Consider the following 25,524-nt stretch of genomic DNA (forward strand, 5'->3'; position numbering starts at 1 on the left):
GTCCTCACTGATCCGGCCGGGCATCCCTTCTGCATCGTCAGGGGCTGACGCAGCCGTGCTCCCGCACACGACATAGCTGGGGACGTTCATCCGTACGCGGTTGGGGAGGTTAGGTAGTACGCCGACAGCAGGTCCAGCACCGTTGCCAGGTAAAGGAATTGTCCGTCGCCGATGGGGAGGTAGGTGATGTCGCCGACGTACTTCTGGTTCGGTGCGGTGGCGGTGAAGTCCCGCTGGAGCAGGTCCGGCACCGGCGTCGCGTCGGGTGCGGGAACCGTGGTGCGGACCTTCTTGCGCAGGTGCACCCCGACGATGCCGGACCGGCGCATCAGTCGCTCGACGCGTTTGTGGTTGACCGGTGGGCCCTCGTCCCGCAGCTCGGCGGTGATCCTGGGACTGCCGTAGGTGCTGTCGGACTCCCGGTGGATCTCGGCGATGCGCTCGGTGAGGACCTGGTCGGCGCGTTCGCGCTCGGCCCGGGCCGAGCCGGCTTCGCGCCAGCGGTAGAAACCGGAGCGGGAGACGGCCAGGAGGGTGCACAGCCGCTTCACGCCGTAGGCGTCGTGGTGGTCGGCAACGAACTGGAAGCGGATCACCAGTTCGTCTCGCCCGCGAAATACTTGGCCGCCCGGTGCAGGATCTCCCGCTCGAGCTCGAGTTCCCTGATCCGGGCCTTGAGCTGCTTGTTCTCCCTGGCCAGGGCGGTGGCCTCGGCGGTCCCGGGCACGGCGGCCTGCTCGGCCTCACGCACCCAGACCCGCAGCGTCTCGTGGTTGATGCCCAGGTCCTTGGCCACCGAGGCATACGTACGTCCCGGGCTCGCGCGGTACAGCGCGACGGCATCGGCCCGGAACTCAGGGGTGTACTTCGACGTCCCCAACGGGAACTCCTGTCCTATGGATCTTCACGATCCAATGATCAGGGTGTCCTCGATCAAGGGGAAACGCCCCACGCCGAGCTCACCCTGGGCATGGGCATCCAGGTGTGCTCGAGGACCGTGTCGGTGCTGATGACACAGGCCGGGATCCACGGACTGCCCGGCCCGGTACGGATCAAGCGCCTGCGGAGTGTCGTCACCGCCGATGACCTGGTCAACCGGAAGTTCCATCGGCTGCGTCCCAACGAGCTGTGGGTCACCGACATCACGCAACACCGCACCAGAGAAGGGTGGGTGTACTGCGCGGCGGCGGTCCTGGACGCGTTCAGCCGCAAGATCGTGGGCTGGTCGATCGACTCCAGACAGGACTCCACCCTCGTGGTCAACGCGTTGGACATGGCCCTCCGCAACCGACGCCCCGAACCAGGCGGGATAGTTCACGCCGATCACGGCGCCCAGTTCACCTCCTGGGTCTTCGGGGAAAGGATCCGCTCCGCCGGGCTCCTGCCATCGTTCGGCACCGTCGGAGACGGCCTGGACAACGCGATGATGGAGTCGTTCTGGTCCTCAATGCAGATCGAGCTGTTGAACCGCAAACGGTGGAAGACCCGGGTCGAGTTGGCGAACGCAATCTTCGAGTACATCGAGAGACCCTGTTGCCCAATTGGGTGAATGCCTTTGATCTCGGTCGTGGCGAGTGATCGAGGGGCGGACTCTGAGGTGGGGCTTGGGGAGCAAGCCTGTGATTCGATCTTGGGGCGGAGGGTCGGGTGTCAATGAGGTCGGGCGCCGGTCGGGAGGTTCCTGAGGGGACGCGGCTGGTGGCATGGGCTGCGTTTCCAAAGAGCTGTCTGGCGATGCGGGTGCGGGACGCGCTTGGTCCGCTGTTCGACGACGAGATCTTCAGGTCCGCCTTCGGCGTGCGTGGTCATCCTGGTGTTGCCCCGGGGCAGCTGGCGTTGGTCAGCGTGCTGCAGTTCGCGGAGAACCTGACGGACCGCCAGGCCGCCCACGCAGTACGAGCGAGAATCGACTGGAAGTACCTGCTCGGCCTCGAACTGGCCGACCCCGGCTTCGACTTCACCGTACTGACGGGCTTCCGCGACCGGCTCCTGGCCCACGGGCTGGAAGAGAAGATCCTGGACCTGCTGCTGAAACGCCTCAACGAGCTGGGACTCGTGTCAGGCCGGGGCCGGCAGCGCACGGCTCCACCCATATCCTCGCCGCGGTGAGGGATCTCAACCGCCTGGAGTTCGTCGGCGAGACCCTGCGGGCCGCCCTGGAGGCAGTTGCCGTCGCAGCACCCCAGTGGCTCACCTCCTGGATGCCCCAAGGCTGGCAGGAAAAATACGGAGCCCGAGTCGACTCCTACCGACTGCCCAGCGACGAGAGCGAGCGAACCCAACTGACCTGGCGCATCGCGGCCGACGGCTACCAGTTTCTCGAAGCGGCCTTCGCGGCCAGTGCCCCGGCCTGGCTGCGGCAGGTCCCGGCCGTCGGCATCCTGCGGACCGTATGGCTCCAGCAGTTCCAGCGCATAATCACGGACGGAGTGCAGGAGGTGGCTTGGCGGGGGAAGGACGAGCTCCCGCCCAGCAGAGCACGCATCACCTCGCCCTACGACCCCGACTCCCGTAACGCCGTCAAGTGCGGCTCGGCCTGGGACGGCTACAAGGTCCACTTCACCGAGACCTGCGACGCCAAGGAGACCGGCCGACGGCACCTCATCACCCATGTGGTGACCACGGACGCCACGGTCGGCGACCCCGTGGTCGTCGACGAGATCCACGACCAGCTCGAGACCAAGGGCCTGCTGCCGGGCGAACACCTGATGGACGCCGGCTACATCTCCGCGGAACTCCTGCTCACAGCGCCCAACCATCGAGGCGTCCGCGTCATCGGCCCGGTCCGGCCCATGACCCGCCGCACCGTCCAAGGAACCGGCTATGACAAGGCATCCTTCACCATCGACTGGGACGCTCGCCGGGCAATCTGCCCCGCCGGCGCCCACAGCCGCTACTGGACCGAGGGACTCGACAACAATCAGCGACCCGCGATCCGCATCCGCTTCGCCACCGAGACCTGCGCGTCTTGCCCCTCCCGCGGGCAGTGCACCAACTCGACACGCTACGGCCGGCAGCTGACCGTCCGCCCACAAGATCAAGACGCCGTCCTCGAACGTGTTCGAGCCGAGCAGACCACTGAGGAATGGAAGGCCGTCTACGCGATCCGCTCCGGCATTGAGGGCACAATCCACCAGGCGGTCACAGCCATCGGCGGACGCAGAACCCGCTACACGGGACTGGGGAAGACCGCCCTCGCGCACATCCTCACGGCCACCGCCGTCAACCTGCTCCGACTCGACGCCCGGTGGACCGGACAACCACTCGCCCCCACTCGGACATCCCACCTCGCTGCCCTGGACCTCGCCGCATAAGCAATTGGGCAACAGGGTCATCGAGATCTTCTACAACCGACAGCGGCGCCACTCAGCTCTGGGCTACCGCACCCCGATCGAGTACGAACTACTCTCCGAACAAGACACCATCCCCGCCGCCAGTTAGCCACCACAGCTGGAACCCAAACCGTGGGGCAGGTCAAGACGTCACCCGATCGTGCGGCAGACCCCCCGGACCACCCGGCTGGCGAGAGGCTTTGTCCTCGATAGATCCACGGCTCGGCCATGCTCGACCACAAAGTCGATGGACCGGTCACTGAACGAAGGAAGCGGACCAGCCGGCTCGAATCTGTTCAGGTTCGGCGCCAAATCCGAGGACTCCCGTATCCCAGCGCTCGATTCCGTGAAGACGGGCCCATACCAGACCAGCCCACTACGCAGCAGAGGTGCGCCGCGAGGGCCAGCGCCTCCCCGAATAGCCCGGGGCCGTGGCGGCGGGCGATCTGAGCCGCGGCGTAGCACGGCACGCCCAACAGCTCATCCGCCCCCAGGCCCGTCAGCAGCACATCCACGCCGCGTGACACCGCCCACTGCGACACCGCAGCATTCAGCCCCGACAACGCGTCGAACCAGGGACCCACGGGGACCAGCGCGGGGCCACCCAGCGCCGGGCCCGCAGCCGATGGCCGTATCGCGGTGGGTCAGAGCGCCGCTACGGCTGGTCGGCCGGCGTCTTCCCAACCCACGACGGCGCGGGCCCGCGTGGCGGCGAACACCTTGAGCGGCTCGCCAAAGTAGCTCCAGGGTGCGCCTCCCGCGAATCCGCCGATGAGTTGGAACTGAACGACGGCCTCGGCGTTTCGCCCAGAGCTCTCCAGTGTGTACGCCAGCATGTGCCTGATCGCCGGAAGTCGGTAGTGACCGGGGGACGCGTTCGCCACCGCGCGCAAAGCGGCGTCCACGGCAGGCGCGGTGGTCGGCAGTGCGTAGATGTCCTCGTTCCCGTCCCGGTATTTCTGCTCGAAGAACGCGAAAATCGGCAGGGTCGCCAGCAGGTCCCCGTGAGGGGCCGAGGCGGCCGCGCGCTGTGCGAAGCCGTGCATGAGCTCATGAGAGCCTTGCCATTTGGCGCACCAGTACTGCAGCGCCGAGGTGTGTGCGCCGAAGTGGTACGGGTCCCGGGTGACGATCTCAGTCCAGAGTGCGCGGAACTCCTCATGCGACCAGCCGAGTCCGCGTGCGACGGAGAGCTGGGCGACGTACGGCGTGGGGTCTGCGGGAGCGAGCTCGACGGCACGGTCGCATGCGTGCCGGGCTTGCGCGAGGACTCGGTGGAATGCCTCGAATTGTTCGTGGGAAGTATGCCTGGCGTTCTGGCTTCCCCGCAGGTTGCCGGCCAGGGAGATCAGCCCGTCCGCATGTACCAAAGCGGCGCCGGGATCATACGGCTGTTCGGCCTGCCAGGCACGTACCCAGCTGTCATCCTGCGCGGCGGCCTCGGCGAGATAGCCGAGCCTGTGCCACCGCAGATCCCAATTGGTGCCCGCCGAATGGAGGTACGCGGAAGCGGTGCGCCAGTCGCCGCCCAGCGCCGCCGCGGCTACGGCTTCGCCTTCGGAACCTGCTGCGGCCCTGGTGGTGTCTACTCGGCCGATAGGGACCATGCCGTAGGCCGCCGGGTCGATCGATCGGTTGCTGTCGGCCGGCTGTGCCGGCCGACGGGCCTTGCGCGTCTTGCGGTAGGACGATATCGCGGCCAGAACCATGATGCCGGTGCCACCGCCGACGGCGGAGAGAAGATCCATGCTGACGCCTCTTCTTGGGGGATGATGCTCAGGAACGGGCAGGGGCCGCAGGATCGATTTCGAATCCGGCGGAGGTGAGAAGTTCGCGCAGCGCTGTGCTGTCGCGCGTGTGACGCAGGCGTCGTCCAGCGCGGACGGAAGGCCGGCTCGATGGCGGTGACGGGCAGCCGCATGCCGAACTGCAGCCAAGGCCGCTCCCCGAACTGCAGCCAGACGTAGTCGTTGTCGATCGCGGCGCGCGGGAGGTGGTAGAACGACGACCTGACCGGGGTCATCTGACGCGGTGTACACCCCGTCGAAATCACATTCCCACCGGGCGAACCAGTCCGCGTCCCGGCGCAGCGTGTCCTCCAGGAGGCGCGCGACGGCGTCGGCCGGGCCCCTACGCGACAACACGTACTGGCCTTCAGAGCTAGTGTGTCTGTTCGCCCTCCCGATGTGACCGGCCCCTGCCCACCGGTACCAGTTCGCGCGACATTGTTCGGCTATGCGATCAACAAGTGCTGCCCGAACTCGGTGAGCGGGAGGCTGACTGGCACGAAGGCCCAAGCCCTCTGAGGTGTCGCCCATCTGGTCGTCAGAGGCGCACGGGGCGCTAGGTGTGCTCGCCGGACCTGGCAAGGAGTCTGGAAGCGATCACCAACGTGCGTCCAGGAGCTCACTCGTGGACATCGCAAGCGAATCAGCTAGCCGATCGATAAGCACACGGGCAGCGCTTTCAGCTGGCATCTGAGACCGTGCCAGCTCATCAAATAGAGGTGGAACCCAGGCAACTTCAGTCTTTGACATTTCCCTTCGAAGCCAGCGCATCCATTCCACCGTCGCCTCTATTGCATATCTGATTCGATGGATGGAAGCATCGCCTTCCATCGCTCGGCGAATCACACGAAATGCCGCACTCAAGCGCACAACAGGAAATGAGCGCTCCGCCAGGATGACGTCAATCCTGCTGATGTCATCAACTTGATCCAATTGTTCAAGGAGCTCCGACCGTCGACACGATGATTGCGCCGCTCGCTTATTCGGCTGGACCACCACCGAAATCAACGACGCCTCGACTTCGTCATCTGCGTAGACATCAAGCTGGAGGCTGGAACCTGGGGAGGAGGCAGGCCATCGGAACAATGGTCGACCAAAGCATTCGCCAAGTGCGAGCATTCCACCGGAAAGCATAAAATTCGCGGAGATGATGCAATGGCTCATTGGCGCCCAATTGCGCCACAGCTCAACTCTGATCGGAGCGATTTGCTGTCGGCACGAGATCGCGATGAGCCTGTCCTCAACCGCGGGCAGCGTCTCGATCGACAAATTGTAGGCCTCAGGGAAAGCACTGTCGTCTCCGATCACCAGGATTCCATTGTCAAGAGTGAATTCGACCGCCGCCATCTTCATTCGACTGCACCTCCTCCTAGCTTCCGGAACCGCCCCCACCAAGACCGGCAGCCAGTCCGACGACGGAGAAGACCCGCCACTTTGTGCAGCACCCGTCCGCTGACGTTGCCGTCAACCACTGCCGTCAGACGCCCCAGAGGCCCCACCGGAATGCATCCGGTGGGGCCTCTTCACATGGCGCGATGGCGATTTGGGAATCCAGCCGAGATATGTCGACTGCGGAGACTATTCGCTCTCTCGACTTGCCTCTTACCAACCATTTCGAGGATCACCGAGATCTCCACTGGCCACCAGCCTGCTACACGGAAAGGGACACCGTCACTTGCCCGGGTAGTCGCCGACTGCCACATCATCAAGGAAAGCGCTCCAAAAACCGTTCGGATCTTCCGTGGAGGTCGCATCAAGGCGCCGGAGTTCGAAGCGGAGCCGATCTGCTGCCGCTTCAGATACATCCAGATCTCTATCGATCCCATACAGTGGGAGCATTCCATTCAGCATGGCCAAGGAATCGACAAAAGCGGCAATGTCTCGATTTACAACCAGAGGTGCCGCGGGGCTCCAGGAGGCCAAAAGCAGCACCTGCCCGGTGTCTGAGCTGATGCAGATTTCATCATCTTCACGAGAGTAGCCGATGGTGACGCCGTTGACGCTATACCCGAGACCCGCACATGAAGGAACAAACGGCCCGTCAACTGCGCGAAAGATAGTGAGGACAGCCTGCGGAACCCCATGATCTTCCAAAAAGCGCCGCACCTCAGGTGTCACCGCTGACGGCACGCCGTCAGGGTACTTAGAGAATTTAAGGTGCGGCGCCATGAACATCACAGCCTTTCTTATCCAAAGATCGATTTAATTACCCCGCGCAGGGCGGTTCTTGCCGCCGTCCTACTGGCCGGGTTTGCGAACGGGATTGAGTAGGTCAACTGTACATCGGCAGGGAGCGAGGAAAGAACAGCGCGCTTCCCGCCGGGCCCTTGACACCTTGGGCACATTCCGTACTCGGTATACATCTCGGCAATGTTGCTTCCGCCCCCTGCTTTTTGTACAAGGTATTCTTCGGCGTGACCCGCGTCATCAGAATGAGCCGCGATGATATTTCCATCTCGGAGCCTCGCTGCTCCGTACAGATTTCCTCGGTTATTGTCAAGCAAGCGCTGAAACGCCGTAGCGCGACTCAACTCAGTTGAACCGTGCTCGACTTGTTGTCCAATGTCTCCGCAGTTGTGTACGAGTACCGGCGTCTGTCCTGCCAGCACATAGTACGTGTGGAGGTCGCCGATGGTGAGGTCGTAGGTGGTGGTGTTGGCGTGGTAGAGGCGGACGTCGGTGACTTCGGCGGTGCCCGTCGGGGTTTGGAGGACGTCGCCGGGGTGGAGGTCCTTGGCGTCGGTGAACGAAGCCTGGGTCTCGTCGTAGAAGGGGTGGTGGAAGGTGGTCGTGAGGTGATCGCTGGGCTGGGTGCTCACCTGGGCGGCCACGGGAGCGGTCGCTGACAGGTCGTGCTTGTCGGCTGCCGTGTGAGTCGCGCTGAGAATGGTGAACAGGGCTGCGGAGGCGGCGAGGCCGACAGCGGTCTTCTTCGCGGCGCTCTTGAGGACAGCCTTAGTGGCGGAGCCGGTGGAGCGCTTGATGCCGACGTCCACGAAGTCGTGGTCGGTGGTGGTGACGATGACCGCGGTGACGGTGTGGGCCTGGGTGCCGGTTTGGCCCGGGACGGCGTTGGCGATGGTGTCGCCGACCTTGATCTGGTCGATCGCCTTGGTGGTGCCGCCGGCCATCAGGACGCGGGTGCTGCCGGTGAAACTGTGCGGCACCCCCTTCCCCTTGCAGCCGCCGGATTCGCTACGGGACCCGGCACCCTTGGCCTCCGCCTTGCTGGTGGCTTGGCTGGTGGCATCGGTGGCGGCGGTTTCCTCCGCCTCGGTGGCTCCCTTGCCGAAGAGGCCGCCAACGGCCTTCATCGCCTTGGGCGCGATCTTGGCCAGGATCTTGCCGCCCAGCGCGCCGAGCGCGCCGCCCAGGGCCCCGGCGACGGCGCCGGTGACCGCGGCCGCTCCGAAGGCGCCGACGCTGCATGCTCCACCGCCCTGTTCAGCGCAGGCGAAGCCCTGTTCCACCAGTGATCCCGCGGCACCGGCCAAGGCCGCGCAACCGATGGTTCCAACTCCCCAGGTGGCTGCCTCGCAGCCCGCGAACACCGCGGTGGACACCACGAACGAGGTGATGGCCGCTGCGTGGTGCTTGACGTACGTGCCTGCGGTTTTCGCCGCCTTGACCGTGGCGTGGTAGGCGGTCCGGGTTGCCGACGCTACCTGTGAGGCCCGACGTTTGACCGCGGCCTTTGCTCTCGTCACGGCGCGGGATATCGCGTGGTGGGCGGAGTGGACCGCGTGGACGGCGGCCTGGTATCCGCGTTTGACGCGTCGGGCTGCGTAGTTGTAGACCCGGCGGGCGCGCCGCATGGTGGAGCGGTAGGCGTCCTGGACCCTGGTCTTCGCGCGGTTGTAGACGCTTTTGGCGGAGGAGACGACGGCCTTCACCTTGGCGGCCGTGTAGTGATAGGCAGCTGCGGCGTTGTGGCTGGCGTGTTCGTAGGCGCGTTCGGCCGCATCGGTGACGTAACTGGCACCGGACGAGACGTTGCTGGCGACCGCGTGGTAGGCCTTCTTCGCGCCACAGACCGCGTCGTACCAGGAGCACTGACCGGAGGGGTCCGCGCCGGCCATCGGGTTGTCGTTGACGTAGGCGAAGGGGTTGGCTGATACCGAGTTCGGTACCGGGTTCAGCGAGACGCTGTCCTTGTTCATGAAGGTGCCGGTCGCCGGGTTGTACCAGCGCGAGGCGGTGGCGACTTTGCCGGTGTCGGATTCGGTCCAGCCGGACTGGAAGCCCAGGTGTCCGAACAGGGCGCCGTTGCCGGTGACCTTGCCGAGCGGGTCGTAACTGGCAGAGCCGCCCAGCGTGGTGGCACCGGAGGTGAAGGTGCCGACCACGTCGCTGTGCTGGTCGGTCAGCGCGAGGACTCCGGTGCTGGTGGAGGCGGATCCCACCACGTTGATGCCGGTCAACGAGCCGCCGGGATCGTAGCTGTAGGTGTAGTTGCCGTCCGAGGCGATGGTGTTGGTGGCGCCGGAGTACTGGAAGGTGCGGGTGGAGTGCTGCACGCTCTCCGCGTCGGAGATGTTCCGGCCGGTCGCGTCCAGGGTGTAGGAGTGGGTGCCCGCGGTGATCTGTCCGCCGTAGGCGTCCGTTCCGTAGGCGACGGTACCGCCGGCGGTGGAGGCGTCCGAGGTCATGGTGCCGCGGGCGGAGTAGGTGTAGGTGTGCGTTCCGTCGGAGGTCAGCTGGTCGCGTGCGTCGTAGGTGTAGACGTCCGCGCCGACCTGGGTCCGGTTGCCGGAGGCGTCGTAGGAGTAGTTGGTGGCCGTGGTGCCGTTGTTCCATGAACTGAGGCGGTTCGCCCAGTCGTAGCTGTAGGTGTTGGCCGATGCTCCGGCGACGCCCGTGGTGGTCTTGGAGGTGAGATTGCCGGCGTTGTCGTAGCCGTAGGTCATGCCGGCGAGGGTGGACGCGCCCTGTACCAGGGTGTCGCCGGTCAGTTGATGCGCCGTGTTGTAGCTGTAGGTGCGGGTCTGCCCGCTGGTGCCGTATTTCACGGTCTTCGGCTGGCTGAGCGTGTTGTAGGTGTACGTCAGATCCGTGCCCGTGGCGGCGTCGTTGAGGGTGGAAAGACGGCCACCCGTGTCATACCCGTACCTGGTGGTTCCTGCCGCGTCGACGTGGGTCACAGGTGCGGAGTCGTCGTTGTAGGTGAAGTTGGAACTGCCGGCGGAACCGGACGCTGTCAGCAGGTCGCCTCGGTCGTCGTAGCCGAAGGATTCCTGGGTGGAGGTCTGGTGGTCCGGACCACCGGTGATTCCGGCCTCTGATGTCGAGGCGCTCAGCACCTGGCCGTTGTTGTCGTAGGAGAAGGTGCGGGTCGCGGTTGCCGCTTCCGCTCCTTGGCCCGATTCCGACAGGACTTGGCCGACGCTGTCGTAGGTCATCGATGTGGTGACGCCGCCCGGTTGCGTCGCGGTGGCCAGCTGTCCGTCCGCGTCGTAGGCGTAGGTGGTCGTGGAGTCCGCAGCCGAGGTGTAGGTGCTGGTGGCGGGGGCGGTTACCGACTGCTGCTGACCCCACGGCGTGTAGCCGTAGGTCCAGGCGTTGCCGCGGCCGTCGGTGAACCGGGTGCGCTGACCGTTCGCGTCGTAGCCGAAACTGGTGGTGATCGAGGTGGTGGCGTTGACGGGCTGGATCTGCTGGGTGATGGTGCCGGCCGCGTCGTACAGGAAATGGTTGGTGTGGCCGTTGGCGTCGGTGGAGGTCAGGACATTGCCGACGCCGTCGTAGATCTGCGAGGTCTGGGTCAGCAGGGTGCTCGTGGCGTCGTACTGCTTGCTGGTAGTCGGCTGGCCGGAGGCGTCGTAGTCCGTCTGGCTCCAGGTGCCGTCGGGCAGGATCGTCTTTTGCCGGTTGCCCTGGAAGTCGTAGGTGAACTGGGTGGTGTTCCCCGCTCCGTCGGTGGACGCGGTGACATCCCCTGCCCGGTTGTAGCCGTAACTGCTGGTGACCCCACCGGGGGTGGTGGAGGAGGACAGGAACGCGCCGTAAGGGTTCCCCGCGGTGACGGCATAGGAGTTGGTCGAGGTGAGAGTGCGGGTGGAGGGGAACCGCTCCAGGGTGGTGGAGGTCAGTTGCCGTCCCAGGTAGTCGTAGGTGGCCTGGGTGGTGGCGCCGGTGCCGTCCGTGACCGACAGCTTCTCGCCGTTGGTGTCGTACACGGCGTGGGTCTTGACTCCGTCGGCACCGGTGACCTGGGCGACGTCACCGAGCTGGTCGTACAGGTAGCTGGTGGTACGGCCGCTCGGGGTGGTCGCCGCGATTTGGTTGCCGTCGCTGTCATAGGTCCAGAACGATGTCGCGGTGAGCGGCGTGGTGGTGCCGGCCGGTGTGTACGGCGGCAGGGTCTGGGAGACCTTGTTTCCGTTCGCGTCGTACACGATGGCCGTCTGGTTGCCGTTCGGGTCGGTCTCCTCGACGGCCTCGCCGAAGGTGTTGAACCCGCTGGTGGTAACGGGGCGCGCGGTCACCGAGGTAGCACCGCCGGTGGCTTCGACCTGGACGGCGGGGGCGGTGGTGACCACCAGGTTGCCGGCCTCGTCGTAGGCGTAGTTGGTGGTGTTGTGGTTGGCGTCGGTCATGGATAGCGGCAGACCGCGCTTGTCGTACACGTAGCTGGTGGTCTGCTGGTTGGAGGACCCGACCGTCCCGCCGTTGCGGCCGTTGCCGAACAGCGTGCTGACTTCGCCCGCCGACAAGGCGCGCGGGTAGGTCTGCACGTTGGCGGTCTGGCCGTTGACGACGTTGGTGGCGGCTGCGCCGCCGGCTTGTTGGGCGCCGCCGATGCTCAGCGGACCGTTGCCCGTCCACGGCGCGGTGTTGGTGCCGGTTCCGGCGAGGGTGCCGTTGACGTATAGCTGCATGGCGCCGGTGCCGGCGTTGAATACGCCCACCAGGTGGGTCCAGCTGTTGGCCGTCGCGGACGCGGTGTGGGCGGAGAAGTAGCTGGTCGGAGTTGCGGAGTCCGAGGAGGGGGCGATGAATGCCCAGCCGGCGAAGGCCTTGCTGTATTGCAGGTAGAACGAAGAGGTGGTGGTGCCGCCTTGTGCTGCGACCGTGCGGTAGGTGCTGAGGTCGGCGAGGTTGGCCCAGGCGGAGACGGTGTAGGAGGCTGTGGTGTTCAGGACCGGCGCGTTGGTGGCGATGGCACCGCCCGTGCCGGTGGTGCTTCCGGAGAACGCCGCCGCGCCGCCTGCCCAGGTCACTCCGCTGCCCAGTGCGGCGGTGTTGCCGGTGCCGGAGGCGTCGGTGACGGTGCTGCCGGAGGTCTGGTCGAGTTTCCACCAGCCCGCCGGGTGGCCGGAGGCGTCGCCGTACAGAGTCTTCGACAGGGTGTTGCCCGACGCGTCGTAGGTGGCGGTGGTGGTGCGGTTCCAGCCGGACGAGTCATGCTCGTTGGAGGATGCGACGTTGTCGTCCGGCGTGTACGACACGCTCGTGGTCCGGTTCACACCTGTCGGGTCAACGGTGGTGCTGGTGGTGCGGGAGGCGGCGTCCACCGCGAAATTGGTGACCGTCGCGCCATTGTTGCTGGTCCGCGACAGGGGGTTCCCGGCGGCGTCATAGGTGTTGCTCTGTAGCTGGGTGCTGGTGGCGCCGTCGAAGCTCTTCTTGGTAACGGTGGAGGTCAGACCGTCGTCGGTGTACGTATAGGTGGTGGTGCTGCCCATCGAGTCCGTGATCGAGGCCAACCGGCCGGACGGATCGTAGGCCCGCGAGGATTCGATCAGCAGGGTCGGCGCACTGGGGTGGACCGGGTCGCCGGTGTACATCAGCCCCTGGGTCAGCAGATGGCCGTTGTCGTCGTACGTGTACTGCGTGATCGTGCCCGACTTGGACACTTCCTTGACCTTGTTGCCGTCGGTGTCGTACTCGAACGTTGTGGTACCGCCGTTGGCAGCGCCGGCGTTGCTGTTCGCATCGGTCTGCGAAGCCAGGTGGTTGTACGCGTCGTAGGTCTGCGTCTCGGTACGGGAGGTGTCACCGCCCCCGGCATCGGCCACGGTCTGCGAGGTGACGTTGCCGTCGTCGTCGAAGACCGTGGTGGTAGCGGCGGTGTGCGTGGCACCGGTCACACGGTCGACCAGCGGCGGGTCGGTCTCCAAGGTGACCTGTCCGGCCAGGTCGTAGGTGTACCGGGTGACGAGGCCGGCCGGGTAGGTGTCGGACAGGACCGTCTTGCTGAGCACCTGGCCCAGGCCGTCGTAGCCGTAGGTGGTGACCAGGCCGGCGGCATCGGTGGTGGACGCGACGTCACCGTTGTGGAAATAGGACACGGAGTTGACCGCGCCGCCGGGCGACACCGCCCTGACCGGCAGACCCTTGGGCACATTGCCGCTGTCCACGGCCGGGTAGGCCGCGCTGCCGTCGCTGTAGACAGTGGTGGCGGTACGGCCTGCGGGGAAACCGGCCACCGGGGGCCCGGTGACGGTGGTCTGGTCGCCGGCCGTGTCATAGCCGAAGGACGTCAGGTACGTAGGGTCGGTCCCGCTGAAGGAACGGCCGTCACGTTCGGTCAGCAGGACGTCGTTGCGCGGGTCCGCGGTGGTCAACTGCGGGCTGGTGTCATCGGGGAAGTAGCTGTAGTAGCGCGTGGAGCAGGCGTTGGCCGCCTGGTTCTGGCAGGTCGTGGTGGACACCACGTTGCCGCGCACATCGTGTCCGGTGACGGTCATCGCCCCGTTGGGGTCCAGGACCGTGTGCTCGAAGCCACCCGTGTCGTAGCCGAACGTGGTGGTGTTCCCGAGTCCGTCGGTCTCGGAGAGTTTGCGGTTGCCGTTGGCCGCGTCGTACTTGTACGTCGAGGTGGCGTTCGCCGGGGAGATGACGCTGATGGTCTCGACGGGCAGCAGGCCGGTGGAGTTCTTGGCAGCCTGGAAGTGGGCGGCGGCGTCCTGGGCGGTCAGCGCGGTGCGGTACTGCGCGACCTCGGCGATCGACCCGTTGAAATACAGGATGGTGCCTGCGGTCAGGCCGTTCCAGCCGCTGCCGGTCGTGCCCGCGCCGATGTAGTTGTAGGTGCGGGCTGCGTTGGACAGCGCGGTGGTGGTCCTCGTCGCGGCCTGGGTCCCGTCCAGGTACAGGGTCTGGCTGGTGGCGGAGGCGCTGACCAGCGCGTGGTGCCACTTGCCGTCGGTGACGGTGCCTGCGGTGGCCATCTGGACGGCTCCGCTGACGGTGTTGACGCCGCCGTACAGCTTGCCGTCCGAGCCCACCCACAGCAACGGGGTCATGGAGCTGACGGACCCGCCGATGGCGGCCGCCTGCTGCTCAAGCAGGATCGCGTTGCCGTGTGTGGTGGAGAACCACAGGTCGGCGGAGGCTGAGGAGGCCTGGGAGATCACGTCGGGTGTCTGCACGCGTGAGCTGGTGCCGTTGAAGGACGCGGCCTTCTGGTCGCTGAACGGCCCGGTCGTTCCGAGGGTCACCGCGTTGTAGGTTCCGTCACCGCCGCGGGTCTCGTCGACCGCTGTGGTGGCGCCCGCTGTGTCCCCGAGACGGAAGTAGGTGGTCGGTGCTCCGCCGAGGACCGATCCGCGGTAGGTCTGGCTGGAGCCGGTGATGCTCGGCGCGCCAAGTTTCCACACCCCGCCGTTCTCGTCGGTGAGCTGCGTGAGGGTGGTGGTGGCGGGGTCGTAGGTCATCGTCGCGTAGGACTTGCCGGAGGGCCGGGTGATGGACGTGAGCAGGCTCGCGCTGTGCGTGGCGGACTTGTACAGGGCGTTCACGTCGGCGGCCACCAAGGGGCGGTCGTACCATGCGGCGTCGGCGATGGAGCCGTTGAAGTAGGTGGCGTAGCCGGTCTTGACGGTGGAACTCTGGTGCGGCTCGTCGGGCCAGTTCCCGCCGAGGAATCCGGCGCCGAGGTAGTTGTACGGCTGGTTCTTGCCGAACGCGACACCGCTTTGGATCGAGACCGTGCCGCTGAGCGAGCCGACCTTGGCGCTGTCCAGGAAGAGGGTCTGGGAGTTGCCCGCAGCCGAGAGCACCACGTGATGCCACTTGCCGTCGGCTACCGAGGCCGCTGTGGTGATCGGGGCGATGCCGCCGCTGTACCAGAATTCGGCCTTCAGTTTGCCGTCGGTTCCCACGTACACCGAGGGGGTGTAGGCGCCCGGGGAATTGCCCGCGTCGACGGGCTGTGAGGCGTAGGAGTACAGCACGCCGGGGCCTGCGGAGGTCTTGAACCACAGCGAGAGCGCACCCGAGTCGGTGTTGTTGCCCAAGTCCTTGGGCAGCGTGACCGAGGAGGAGGTGCCGTTGAAGCCCGCCGCGGTGGCGGATCCGCCGGTCAGCGGTCCCGGCTGCCCCAGTGTGACGTTGCTGTAGGTGGCACTGGTCGTGCCCTGGTTGGCGAGGACCGCGTCCTGGGCCGTGCTGCCTGAGGCTTCGGACAGCGGCCACAAGGAATGCGGGCCCAGATCCTGGGCGGCATTCTGGTACTGCGAACCGGCGGTGTACCCGTAGGTGGTGCACGCGGTGTACGAATTCGGGGCGCAGACCGATGTCAGCTGGTCGTTGGTGTAGCCGTACTTCCAGGTCTGGTCGGTGTTCTGGTCAGTGCCGGTGACCGGGTCGGTGAAGACCGTCGCCACGTGGGCGGCGGCGGCGCCGGGCGGGGTGTTCCAGGTCAGGTGCAGGGCTCGCCCGGAGGTGGCCGAGGTCATCTGCGTGATCCGGCCGCCGGACCAGTTGTAGGTGATGGCGCGGCCGTTGGCATCGGTGATCGCGGTGATGCCGTAGCCGCCGGAGCCCAGGGCCTGAGTGAAGGTGTAGGTGGTGTCGTTCTTGTCGGTCAGGCTGTAGCCGCCGGTGACGGGCCTGAAGGTGGCGAAGCGTCCGGAAGGCGGCGAGAAGGTGGGGTCGCCGTTCTTGCCGTAGCCGACCTGGGATCCGTCCGGATAGGTGACGACCGTGCCGGTGACCGCGCCCACGCTGTTGTACTGCTCGGTCGCGCGGGCGTCGAAGACGCTCGACCAGCCGGCGCCGAAGGCACCGGTCCAGCGCGGGTCACGCGAGTTGTAGTCCCGCTGCACTTCCAGGCTCGGGCCGGCGGTGGAGATGGAGGCGTCGGTGTCCGACGTGGTGTAGTTGCCGATCGACGCGTCGAAGCCGTGGTCGCTGCTGTTCTGCGACAGCCCGGAGGTCACCAGTGGCTGCGGGACCTGGACGTTGAGGGCGTTGAAGGCCGCGGCGGGCGAGTAGAGGCTGCTGTCGTAGGCCTGGACGGTCCAGTAGTAGGTCTTGCCCCAGGTGAGTTTCCCCGCGGGGACCGTCCAGTCCCCTGCCGCGATCAGGCCTGAATCGGCGACCTTCGCGTTGGTGCTGTCGTAGACCTGGAAGTCGTACTGGTTGGTACTGCCGGACGAGGCGTTGGCGCCACTGCCCCAGGCGGTGAGTTCGGGGGTGGTGGTGTACGCGGTGGCGTTGTTGTTCGGGTACTGCTGGTAGATCTGCGGGGGTGTGTTGCCGGTGTAGGTGATGACGATCCGGGGGCCGAACGCCGCGTCGGCGAAGGACCCGAACTGCTTCCAGTGCAACGCGTCATTGGTCGCGGCGTAGATCGCCAGGCCGTTGTCCGCGGTGGTGCCGTTCATCCAGCCCTGGATGGCGGAGGTGGTCAGCGGGACGTCCACCCAGTCACCGACGCTGTGGTCGGCGGCGGTGTTGTGGCACGCGTTGTTCACGGTCGGGGTGAGGTTGCCGATCGAGGCACCGTAGGACGGCCCGGGATAGGACGTCACACCACCGGGCGTCCAGGCGCTGGTGACCAGCGCGACGTCGAATCGCTCCGGGGTGCAGGTCGCGGCCCAGGTGTTGAAGACTCGCAGGGTCGCTGCGGTGACGGTGACGTGGGAGGCGTCGAAGCCGCTGTACCAGTGGTTGACGTAGGAGGCGGCCGAATGCGGACCGGAGTCGTAGGAGCCGACCTTGATGGTCTGCTCGTAGGAGTGGTCCCCGGGGGCGCCCGATTCGGCGTAGGTGGTGGTCCAGCCGTCGGTGATGATCGGGTCGACAGTGACCGGGAAGACCCGTGACGGATCCTTCAGCCACGCGGCATCAAGGACAATCTTCAACGCGGGGTGCCCGGCCTGCTGGATCAGCTGGTACGTCACTGCGTGGGTGGTTGCCGGATCGCCTGAGCGTGGGTCGACCTTGGAGTCGAAGGCGTAGGCCGCGGGGATGCGCTCGGCGGTTTTGCCGCTCGCGTCCTTCAGGTCGATGGAGCCGTCCTTGGCCTGGACGGGAACCAGTCCGGTGAGCGTCAGCGGGAAGATCCAGGAATTCCCGGCCTGCGCGGAGTGCAGGACGATCGCCTCTTTGAGACCTTGGGCGGTCGGCGCCAGGTGGAGATCGGTCTGCGGGAGTGCGTTGTTGTACGTGACGTCGGTACCGGTTGTGGTGCCGGTGACGGGCGCTGCGCCCTGGAGGCCGTAGGACAGGCTGTGACCCGAGCCATCGGTGAAGGATGCCAGGGCCGGATCCGTGCTCTTGGTTGCGAAGTCCACGCCCAGGGAGTTGGCGGCTTCGTGCAGTCGGCCGTCGGTGGAGGACTTGACCCGGGTGTCGATGGCCTGCCACGTGCCGTTGCTGTCACGGTAGTTGACGGGTGTCTGGGACAGCTGGCGGCTGGTACTGCCGTCGGCGTTGTCGTACACCGTGGACGTGCGATCCGAAGTGGCGGCGTTGCGCTTGCTGGTCTTGGCGGAGAAGCCGCCGACCGTGCGGCTCTGGCCTGGCTTCACAGCCTTGCCGTACGGCTGGTACGGATCGAGTTCTCCGTGCCCCTTGCCCGGCGCACGGCCCGCGCCCTTGCCCGCGCGGGTCGAGGCGGCACTCGCACGGTGACTGAGCCCGGCCGCGGTGCCACTTTGCTGTTTCGGTATGCGACCCCAGTGCGGGTCCTTGAGCCATGCCGTCAGCGAGGACAGGCTCGGCATCGACAGCGCCGGCAACGTGGCGCCGTCAGCGGCGGCCTGTTCCGTCGTCAAGACCAGCGCCATGCAGACGAACGCAATCATCGCGGTGGCGCGCAGCCAACGGCGATGGAACGCGACCCGCCGGGCGGAACGGCGGTAGGGACGAGCGCGCACGGCACAGCTCCAGATGATCATCGGCACACAAAACTTGCCGATCATGCACAGCGAGCTCACCGAAAGTCCACAGACAGGGGTGGATCGTGGACTCCCCATTGCCATGCCATGGACAATCGGCTCAAAATATCCGATGCGTCCGAACTGTCCGTGGAGAGATCTTTGCCAAGCGAGGAGCCCGTCAATACCTTGCGGAAGGCTCAGTCAACTCCCCTTCAAGGTCCCACCAAGGCCACACCACTGCCTGATCACCCGTGGGTCGCCGATTCCACTGCGGAGGCGACGGACGATCGTGTGGCGTTCGGCGAGTCAGCCGGCAGGACGGTGACGTTCGAACCAGTCGCCGTTCCTCCCACGATCACGAAGCGAGTCCCGGGGAACTTCGGCCCGTCGATGGCCACCGCGCCGCCTGGCGCCGCACCCACCGTCAGCACCACGGTGCAGTGCCGCTGCGCCAGCGAAGCCAGGAACGGCGCCGCGTTGGCGGCGCTCTGCTCCCCTGCCACCGCCAGATACATCACCCGCGTCCGCGTCTTCGCCGAGGCATCCTGCATCCCGGCCCACACCGGCACCGCCGCCGCGTCCGCCAGACCGCGATCCGACGTGAGCAGACACGCCTGCTGTTGGGAGTACTCGCGGGCACGAGTCGGAGGAATACTGTCGGCCCGATGCGAACCCGGCAATACCGCCACCAGAACCGCCGCTGTGATCACCACTGCCGCACCCACCGCCAGCAGCAAGCCTCGATGGGCACCAATCCACGCCTTCACAGCAGTCTCCCCAAGTACGTCGGCGGACCCCAAGGACGCAGCCCGCTCATCGAGCCCCGCAGCCTACGTCGACCTCACCCGGGTAATCGCCGCCGGGTATCACCTGCTGACCCGCACGACCGCCGCCGACAGCACGACCCGGGACTGCGCTGCACCCCGACGGACAGTCGCTCCCGATGTGGTGACAACCGGGGCGTGTCCGACGGTCTAGCCTCGGCCCGGTGGCGGCGGTGCAGGGAGCCGATCACTGTGCCGGTGGCGATCTCGAGCGCGGCGAACAGGGTGGTGGTGCCGGCGCGGACGTAGTCATGGGTGGCTCGCTCGGGAACTCCGGGCATCATCGGCAGCACGGGCTGGGACCGGTCCAGGGCCTGGATCTGCGACTTCTCGTCCACGCAGAAGACCAGGGCCCGCTCGGGCGGGTCCAGGTAGAGACCGACGACATCATGGACTTTGTCCACGAAGTACGGATCCGTCGACAACTTGAAGGTCTGCGACCGGTGCGGCTGCAGGCCGAACGCCCGCCAGATCCGCGACACCGTCGACTGCGACAAGCCCATTTCCTTCGCCATCGAACGGGTCGACCAGTGCGTCGCGTTCTTCGGCGTGGATTCCAGCGTCCTGGTGACCACCGCGGCGACCTGCTCGTCCGTCACTGTCCTGGGGCCACCCGGACGCGGCATGTCACCCAGGCCGGCAATCCGGAACTGCACAAACCGGGCCCGCCAGCGCCCCACCGCCTGCGGTGTGGAACCGAGTCGAGCCGCCACGTCCTTGTTCGAGACACCGTCAGCACACGCCAGAACGATCCGACACCGCAGGGCCCACGCCTGCGGCGTGGAACGACGCCGCACCCACTCCTCGAGCGCGGCCCGTTCCTTATCCGACAGCGTCAACTCGGCCTTCGGCCGCCCCATCCGTCGTCGGAGAAGTTCTTCGGGACGCGGAAGTAGCCGCGCGGGTCGGTCTGCTCCGCCACACCGAGCGGCCGGTGCAGGGCGTCGTGCAGCGGACCGACCCACTCGCGCATCAGCTCCCGGCGCTCGCGAGTCAGCACCATGTCCGCCGCACCCCCCGTCAGGACGGAGGCCGCCCGCCGGGCTTCAGCATCGCGAGCGCCTGGTTATCCCTCGAGTTCCTCGCCCGCGCCGACCTGGGCCTGGCACGAGCGTGCCGCGGCCGGAGCCGAGCGGACGTCGTGCCCAGGGGGCGGGGGCCGCGGCAGAGGGCGTTCTCGTGCGGGCGAGTCCCTGTCGGTCACCGCCGGTTTAGAAGCGGATGCACACCGGTCCCTGGTTGTAGTTGACCACGCCGATCTGGGTGACCGAGGAGTTGCATGCGGCGTTCATCAGGTCCTGGTCGGACTTGAGTGCGCGGCTCATCTCCTCGCCCTGACCGTGGTGGGAGCCGAAGTCGATGCACACCGGTCCCTGGTTGTAGTTCACCGCGCCGATCTGGGTGGTCGCGTCGTTGCACTGCGCGCTCAACACGTGCTGGCCCATCGCAGCGTGCTCGCCGTACTCGGAGTAGTCACTGGCCGAAGCCGCGCCGGCGGCCGCCATCACGGCGGCAGCGGCCAAGGCGGTGGCCGCAATGGCCCTACGAAAACCCATCATGATCATTCCCCAGACGTGGAGGACAAGGACACGAACCACTTCACCAGCCCCGCCTGCGTGCCCAAGTCAGACACGCCGCACGGGGTCCACGCGTCCCGCAAGTGGCCCAACGACTGCTGGATCGTCGCCGTCGGCGCATAGTGCCTGCTCCGCGCACCGCGTCGGCCTACCCTGCCCCCAGACCCCTGGTGGGAGATGGCGGGATCGGGGACGGCGGGCAGACGCGGCGGTTGAAGGAGCAGTGCGGTCAGGTCACCCGGACCCCAACGACCGGTCCGGCCTGTGCCTCGGCCACGCCTGGTGAACTCGCCTGGAGCGAGGGGGCGGGGCGGGGCGGGGATCAGCGACGGGTATGGCGGGAACTCCTTGGTCGGGCGCTCAGGCGGCGAATACCCGGTAACACCGTGCAGGTCCGCGCCACGCAGGTTCGCGCCGGTCAGGTCCGCGAAGATGAGGTCTGCGCCGCGGAGGTTCGCGCCCTGCAGGTGCGCGCCCACCAGGTGCACACCCTCCAGGCCCGCGCCGTGCAGGTCTACGACTACGCCTTCGGCCAGTGGCGCGGCGAGGATACCCAAGGCGGCGGCGACATCGTTGGCGGGATGCCGGTATAGCTCCCGCGGGCGTTGTCAACTTGCTGGGGCTGGGGAGGGTGGGCTGCGGGTTGGGACGTGTCGGGCGGTGGTGAGGTCCTGGTTCAGGTGGTCGCGGGCAGGCCGGTGCCGGTGGTGATGTGGTTCCACGTGGTGAAGCGGTCGACCATCTGGGCCCGGTAGTCGGATGCGGTCAGGAGGTGTCGGCGGGGTCTGAAGTGGGGGGAGATGCGGCTGAAGGCGGCCAGGAGCCGTTGGGCCGATCCGAGGGAGCGGAAGCCCTTCATCGCTCGTCTGCCCGATCAACGGCGGTTAGAGTGGCGGCCGTTGGTGTGCGGGGTGGGGTGGAGTAGGGGGGTGGGCGTGCGGAGCGACGGGGTGAAGGGTTCGCAGTCGAAGCAGCGTTTTGGGCCGTTCATGGTGCTGGGGGAGTTGGCCAGTGGCGGGATGGGGCGGGTGTATCTGGCTGTCTCCGCGGGTGGGCGGATGGTCGCGGTGAAGACGTTGCTGGCTGACGAGGTAGGCGGTGTCGTCGGCCAGGCGGACCGGCGTCGTTTCGCGCGCGAGGTGCTGCTCGCGCAGCGTGTGCAGGGGGTTTACACCGCGAGTGTGGTGGCTGCGGACGCGCAGGCGCCGATGCCGTGGATGGCTACCGAGTACATCGCGGCCCCTTCGCTGCGGGATCTGGTGGCCGGTTGCGGCACCTTGCGACCGCAGGCCTTGTACTGGGTTGCTGCGGGTATCGCGGAGGCGCTGGTCAGTATTCATGCCGCGGGGCTGGTGCACCGTGATGTGAAGCCGTCGAATGTTCTGCTGCCCATCGACGGCCCCCGGGTCATCGACTTCGGGATCTCCCATGCCATCGATATGACCAGGACCCAGGCGGTGCTGGGCACGGTGGCGTTCGCCGCGCCCGAGCAGGCCCAGGGGCAGGCCACGACACCGGCATCGGACGTCTTCTCGCTGGGCGCGACGCTCTTTCATCTGGCGGTTGGCCGGGCCCCGTACCGGGACGGCGGCGCCGGTCCGGCGATGGAGCAACTCGTGCGGGCAGCGACCGGCGACCTCGACGTGTCCGGGCTGAGTCCCGAACTCCACGCCCTGATCCTGCCCTGTCTGGCACTCGTCCCCGCTCACCGGCCCACGCCCGCCCAGATCCTGCAGGACTGCGCTGGGCAGTTACGGTGGCAGCCGGCAGGCCGGGACGGTCGGCACTGGCTGGACCCCGCCTGGACCAGCGAGATCCAACGGTACGGCGAACGCCGGTCACGGGAAGTGGAAGACGCACGGCAACGGGTGGACCCGAACGCAGTGACCGGGCCGGTAGAAGCACCCCAACGCACCACCGTGCTGCCACCCCCGCCCCCGCACCAGGACGCCCCGCCCGGGCGGGGCAAGCGGGGACGGGCGTGGGCCATCGGTTCCGGAGCGGCCGTCGTCGTCGTGGTGGCTACCCTGCTGTTGACGCGGCCCTGGCAGGGCGGTGGCCCCACTCTTGTGGCACCGGACGAGCCGGTGGGCTTTTTCGCCGTAGAGACCAAGACCGACGGCGTATGCTCCACCGACCCCCAAGCCCAACCCGTGCGCGCCCCCGGCACCGAGCTGGCACAGTCCTACACCGCGGACGACCGCAGCGCGTGCGCCACCGTCACCACGCCGGGCGCCCTGCAAGTGAGGCAGCTCGATGGCGTCCGCACCTTCGAGGACGCCCAAGGGGGTCGGGACTGGGTCGTCGAGGTCACCCTCAACAGTCAGGACGCCGCCCGGTTCTCCGATCTGACCGGACAAGTCGCAGGCCAGCCACAGCCCCGCAACGAAATCGCCATCACCCAGGGCAAACGGATGCTCGCCAACCCCGCCATCATGCAGCGCCTGACGGGCCGCACCATCCAGATCGCCACCCACCTCACCACAGCACAGGCCCAGATCCTGGCCGAAGCACTCGGCGCCCGCTGACCCTCAGCGCCGGCCAGCGACCACGGCGCCTCCGGACCGGACAGCAATTTCGGTTGAGAAGCATGGGCGCGGCGCGGACGTCCAGGGACCGCCACGTCACGGTCCACTTCGCCGGACCGCATCCGCGGGGTTGCGTTCGCAGGTCTGCCGCCCGTGTGCGGATTCCGGCCGACGGATCGCTTTCTGCCATTCACGGGCAACGCGGTCACTGCACGGCCGGCTCCGCGCTACACAAGGTGAGGGGCCTTGTGCTTCTCGGACAGCGGTTTGACGGGGTTCTATGCCGCGGATTGCCGTTGTTCGTACTCGGCTTGGACTTCGGATGGTGTCCTGTAACCGAGCCCGGAGTGGAGACGCTGGCGGTTGTAGAATATCTCGATGTAACGGACGATCGCACGCTGGTCGTGCGCGCGCGTCGGGAACGCAGTGCGGTGGACGAGTTCATTTTTTAGAACGCTGAAGAATGATTCGGCCATAGCGTTATCCCAGCAGACGCCCGTGCGGCCGACGGATGCCCGCATTCCCAACGAGCGTACTTTGCTGCGGAGTTCCCGGGAAGTGTACTGGGCGAGTTCAACCGGTCGTTGCAACACCTGGCTGTTGTAGTGAGCGTAGCTGTTCCTCGAAGACCTCGGCTGGTGTCCGCCAACCGAGGATTTTGCGGGGCCGGTTGTTGATCGCCAGGGCGACGGCTTCGAGGTCTGCGGACGACCACCGGGACAGGTCGGTGCCCTTCGGGAAGTACTGACGCAGCAGCCCGTTCGTGTTCTCGTTCGTCGGTCGTTGCCAAGGTGAGTGCGGATCGGCGAAGAACACCTTCGTCCCGGTTTCGACGGCGAACCGTGCGTGGCCCGAGAGTTCCCTTCCGCGGTCCCAGGTGAGGGTTTTGCGCAGTTGCTCGGGCAGTTTCGTCATTGATGCCGTAAGCGCCGTGTTCATCGCGATTGCGCCATAGCCTCCGAGCGAGGGGCCGTTCTTCACGGGCGGATTCTCGCCCCAGCCCTCGAGCCGAGGCAGGTGCACCAGGAGTGTGGAGCGGCTGCTGCGCTCGACGAGCGTGCCGATCGCGGATCGTCCCGTCCCGATGATCAGTCGGGTAGCGGGGACGCATTGCTGCGTCCCCGCCCCCTCAGAACCGTGCAAGCAGCTTTCACCGCACACGGCTCAAGCAAGCCCCAAAGGCTCGCCGGCAGGCAAAAGTGCTGGATTTGTCATCTCGGCGGCTCCATTCCGCCGTAGACAATGGGTGTGGAGGAGACGGAGTCGTTGACCGTCCGGCGTCCTGCCATCCGGAAACGCGATGTATTGCTTGGAGATCGCCTTCCGGATGACCGCCCGCCACGTTTCCCATTCCTGCGGGCTTTGTGGCGGGTGGTCGGCGTGCAGTAAGAGTCCTCCGCAGATCGGGCAACGGCCGTGTTGTGCCTGTAGTAGACGCACGGTCATAGCGTCGATTGGTAGAGGGGTTCCCTTGCGTCGCCGCTGAGCCCAATAGGATTCCAAGGCAGGGTCGTCCGGGGACGCCTTCCCCTTGACCAACTGGTGCCGGACTATCTTCGTCCAGGAGAACTTGAGCAGGTAGGCGCCGCTGTCGCGGTCACCGAACACCCACCGGTCGCTCCTGGACCTGTTGAACCGGCCGAAGTACTTGTCGGATACCCAGTGCTTCGGCTTGTTCGGGTGGCTGTGCTTGGCCCACTTATAAGCGAGCTTCCACATGTGATTGTCCAGCGCCGTGAAGATCTCGCTGGACACCACCGTCCGGTAATAGGCCGACCAACCCCGCACGATCGGGTTGATCTTCTTGAGTACCGCACCGGCGTTGGCCCCTCGCAGGGCCACCATTTCGGTGCTGAGCCGTTCCCGTATCCGTCTCTGGGCCGCCTTGCTCGGCTTGATCAGCAGTTTGCCGTGATAGCGGCGGACGTTGAATCCCAGGAAGTCGAATCCGCTCTCCGCGTGGACGATTCGTGTCTTGTCCTCGTGGAAGGCGAGTCCTCTGGGCGTCAGCCATGCAGCCAGCCGTTTCTTGACCTGCTCGGCCTGTTCGCGGCTGGTGCACATCGCGACGAAATCATCTGCGTACCTCACCAGCACAGGGCTGCCGCTTTGTGCACTCCCGGCATCTCTGCCGGTGGTGTAATAGCGGACCCCTGCGGCTTCCTCCATTCCGTGCATGGCCACGTTGAAGAGCAACGGGCTGATCACTCCTCCTTGCGGAGCAATGCCGCGTAGTTAAGAAACGGCGAGGATTTTGATGTGAGGTGGGTCGGCGTGCAGGATAGTCGTTTCGGTGGGTTGTTTCTTTCGGTAGGCGTGAACGTGGACGCGTTTGACGGCTCGTGGGCTGGTGCGCTTCCGGCG

Annotated in this window: 15 protein-coding genes and 5 pseudogenes; 6 read left to right on the top strand and 14 right to left on the bottom strand. The window is 66.5% G+C overall.

The genetic code is table 11. From position 1 onward, the window contains the following. Window positions 1-128: 128 nt before the first annotated feature. Window positions 129-880 (bottom strand): annotated as a pseudogene (locus O3W51_RS39870) (IS3 family transposase); the annotation flags it as partial. 69 nt (window positions 881-949) lie between these two features. On the opposite strand from O3W51_RS39870, the pseudogene O3W51_RS39875 reads away from it, so the two are divergent. From O3W51_RS39875 to O3W51_RS39890, 4 genes and pseudogenes are all read left to right on the top strand, one after another. Continuing rightward, window positions 950-1,525 (top strand): annotated as a pseudogene (locus O3W51_RS39875) (IS3 family transposase); the annotation flags it as partial. A gap of 173 nt (window positions 1,526-1,698) precedes the next feature. Then, window positions 1,699-2,109 (top strand): transposase, encoded by a 411-nt coding sequence (locus O3W51_RS39880; protein WP_269288723.1) that lies wholly within the window; start codon window positions 1,699-1,701, stop codon window positions 2,107-2,109. Further along, window positions 2,106-3,314 (top strand): transposase, encoded by a 1,209-nt coding sequence (locus O3W51_RS39885; RefSeq protein ID WP_198359498.1) that lies wholly within the window; start codon window positions 2,106-2,108, stop codon window positions 3,312-3,314. Before O3W51_RS39880 ends, O3W51_RS39885 begins: the two co-directional genes overlap by 4 nt. A gap of 4 nt (window positions 3,315-3,318) precedes the next feature. After that, window positions 3,319-3,441, top strand: a complete 123-nt coding sequence (locus O3W51_RS39890; protein ID WP_269288725.1) for a hypothetical protein — start codon at window positions 3,319-3,321, stop codon at window positions 3,439-3,441. Between the two features lie 535 nt (window positions 3,442-3,976). Here O3W51_RS39890 and O3W51_RS39895 read toward each other — a convergent pair. The 9 genes and pseudogenes from O3W51_RS39895 to O3W51_RS39935 all read right to left on the bottom strand — a co-directional run bounded on the left by O3W51_RS39895 (window position 3,977) and on the right by O3W51_RS39935 (window position 21,111). Further along, window positions 3,977-5,080, bottom strand: coding sequence for a hypothetical protein (locus tag O3W51_RS39895; RefSeq protein ID WP_138358794.1), 1,104 nt, complete (start codon window positions 5,078-5,080; stop codon window positions 3,977-3,979). Between the two features lie 636 nt (window positions 5,081-5,716). Beyond that, the gene (locus O3W51_RS39900) at window positions 5,717-6,472 is read right to left on the bottom strand and encodes a hypothetical protein (protein WP_269288726.1); all 756 of its coding nucleotides are present in this window, start codon (window positions 6,470-6,472) and stop codon (window positions 5,717-5,719) included. A 318-nt stretch (window positions 6,473-6,790) separates the two neighbouring features. Further along, complete coding sequence (locus tag O3W51_RS39905; protein ID WP_138358798.1) at window positions 6,791-7,294, bottom strand: SUKH-4 family immunity protein; 504 nt, start codon at window positions 7,292-7,294, stop codon at window positions 6,791-6,793. Window positions 7,295-7,305: 11 nt separating this feature from the next. Continuing rightward, window positions 7,306-18,228, bottom strand: a complete 10,923-nt coding sequence (locus O3W51_RS39910; protein WP_138358800.1) for a LamG-like jellyroll fold domain-containing protein — start codon at window positions 18,226-18,228, stop codon at window positions 7,306-7,308. Between the two features lie 248 nt (window positions 18,229-18,476). Then, window positions 18,477-18,998 (bottom strand): hypothetical protein, encoded by a 522-nt coding sequence (locus O3W51_RS39915; protein ID WP_138358802.1) that lies wholly within the window; start codon window positions 18,996-18,998, stop codon window positions 18,477-18,479. A gap of 215 nt (window positions 18,999-19,213) precedes the next feature. Further along, a pseudogene (locus O3W51_RS39920) lies at window positions 19,214-19,915 on the bottom strand (IS630 family transposase); the annotation flags it as partial. Beyond that, on the bottom strand, window positions 19,891-20,058 hold the full coding sequence (locus O3W51_RS39925) for a hypothetical protein (RefSeq protein ID WP_269288730.1): 168 nt from the start codon (window positions 20,056-20,058) through the stop codon (window positions 19,891-19,893). The gene O3W51_RS39925 and the pseudogene O3W51_RS39920, both read right to left, overlap by 25 nt. A gap of 208 nt (window positions 20,059-20,266) precedes the next feature. After that, the gene (locus tag O3W51_RS39930; RefSeq protein ID WP_244809757.1) at window positions 20,267-20,614 is read right to left on the bottom strand and encodes a hypothetical protein; all 348 of its coding nucleotides are present in this window, start codon (window positions 20,612-20,614) and stop codon (window positions 20,267-20,269) included. Window positions 20,615-20,616: 2 nt separating this feature from the next. Beyond that, window positions 20,617-21,111 (bottom strand): pentapeptide repeat-containing protein, encoded by a 495-nt coding sequence (locus O3W51_RS39935; RefSeq protein ID WP_269288737.1) that lies wholly within the window; start codon window positions 21,109-21,111, stop codon window positions 20,617-20,619. On the opposite strand from O3W51_RS39935, the gene O3W51_RS39940 reads away from it, so the two are divergent. Then, window positions 21,019-21,225, top strand: a complete 207-nt coding sequence (locus O3W51_RS39940; protein WP_269288739.1) for a hypothetical protein — start codon at window positions 21,019-21,021, stop codon at window positions 21,223-21,225. The genes O3W51_RS39935 and O3W51_RS39940 overlap by 93 nt on opposite strands. Window positions 21,226-21,308: 83 nt before the next feature. Here the strand turns inward: O3W51_RS39940 and O3W51_RS39945 are convergent. After that, window positions 21,309-21,497 (bottom strand): annotated as a pseudogene (locus O3W51_RS39945) (IS6 family transposase); the annotation flags it as partial. Between the two features lie 64 nt (window positions 21,498-21,561). Here O3W51_RS39945 and O3W51_RS39950 point away from each other — a divergent pair. Further along, window positions 21,562-23,160, top strand: a complete 1,599-nt coding sequence (locus tag O3W51_RS39950) for a serine/threonine-protein kinase (protein WP_269288732.1) — start codon at window positions 21,562-21,564, stop codon at window positions 23,158-23,160. Between the two features lie 278 nt (window positions 23,161-23,438). On the opposite strand, the gene O3W51_RS39955 is transcribed toward O3W51_RS39950, so the two are convergent. The 3 genes and pseudogenes from O3W51_RS39955 to O3W51_RS39965 all read right to left on the bottom strand — a co-directional run bounded on the left by O3W51_RS39955 (window position 23,439) and on the right by O3W51_RS39965 (window position 25,386). Then, on the bottom strand, window positions 23,439-23,681 hold the full coding sequence (locus O3W51_RS39955; protein ID WP_187145226.1) for an integrase core domain-containing protein: 243 nt from the start codon (window positions 23,679-23,681) through the stop codon (window positions 23,439-23,441). 52 nt (window positions 23,682-23,733) lie between these two features. Continuing rightward, window positions 23,734-24,252: pseudogene (locus O3W51_RS39960) on the bottom strand (IS30 family transposase); the annotation flags it as partial. Window positions 24,253-24,324: 72 nt separating this feature from the next. Beyond that, a complete protein-coding gene (locus tag O3W51_RS39965) occupies window positions 24,325-25,386 on the bottom strand; it encodes a group II intron maturase-specific domain-containing protein (protein ID WP_269288738.1) in 1,062 nt (353 codons plus the stop codon). Between the last annotated feature and the right edge of the window lie 138 nt (window positions 25,387-25,524).

The organism is Streptomyces sp. H39-C1, from assembly GCF_027158125.1.
Classification (GTDB): Bacteria; Actinomycetota; Actinomycetes; order Streptomycetales; family Streptomycetaceae; genus Actinacidiphila; species Actinacidiphila fildesensis.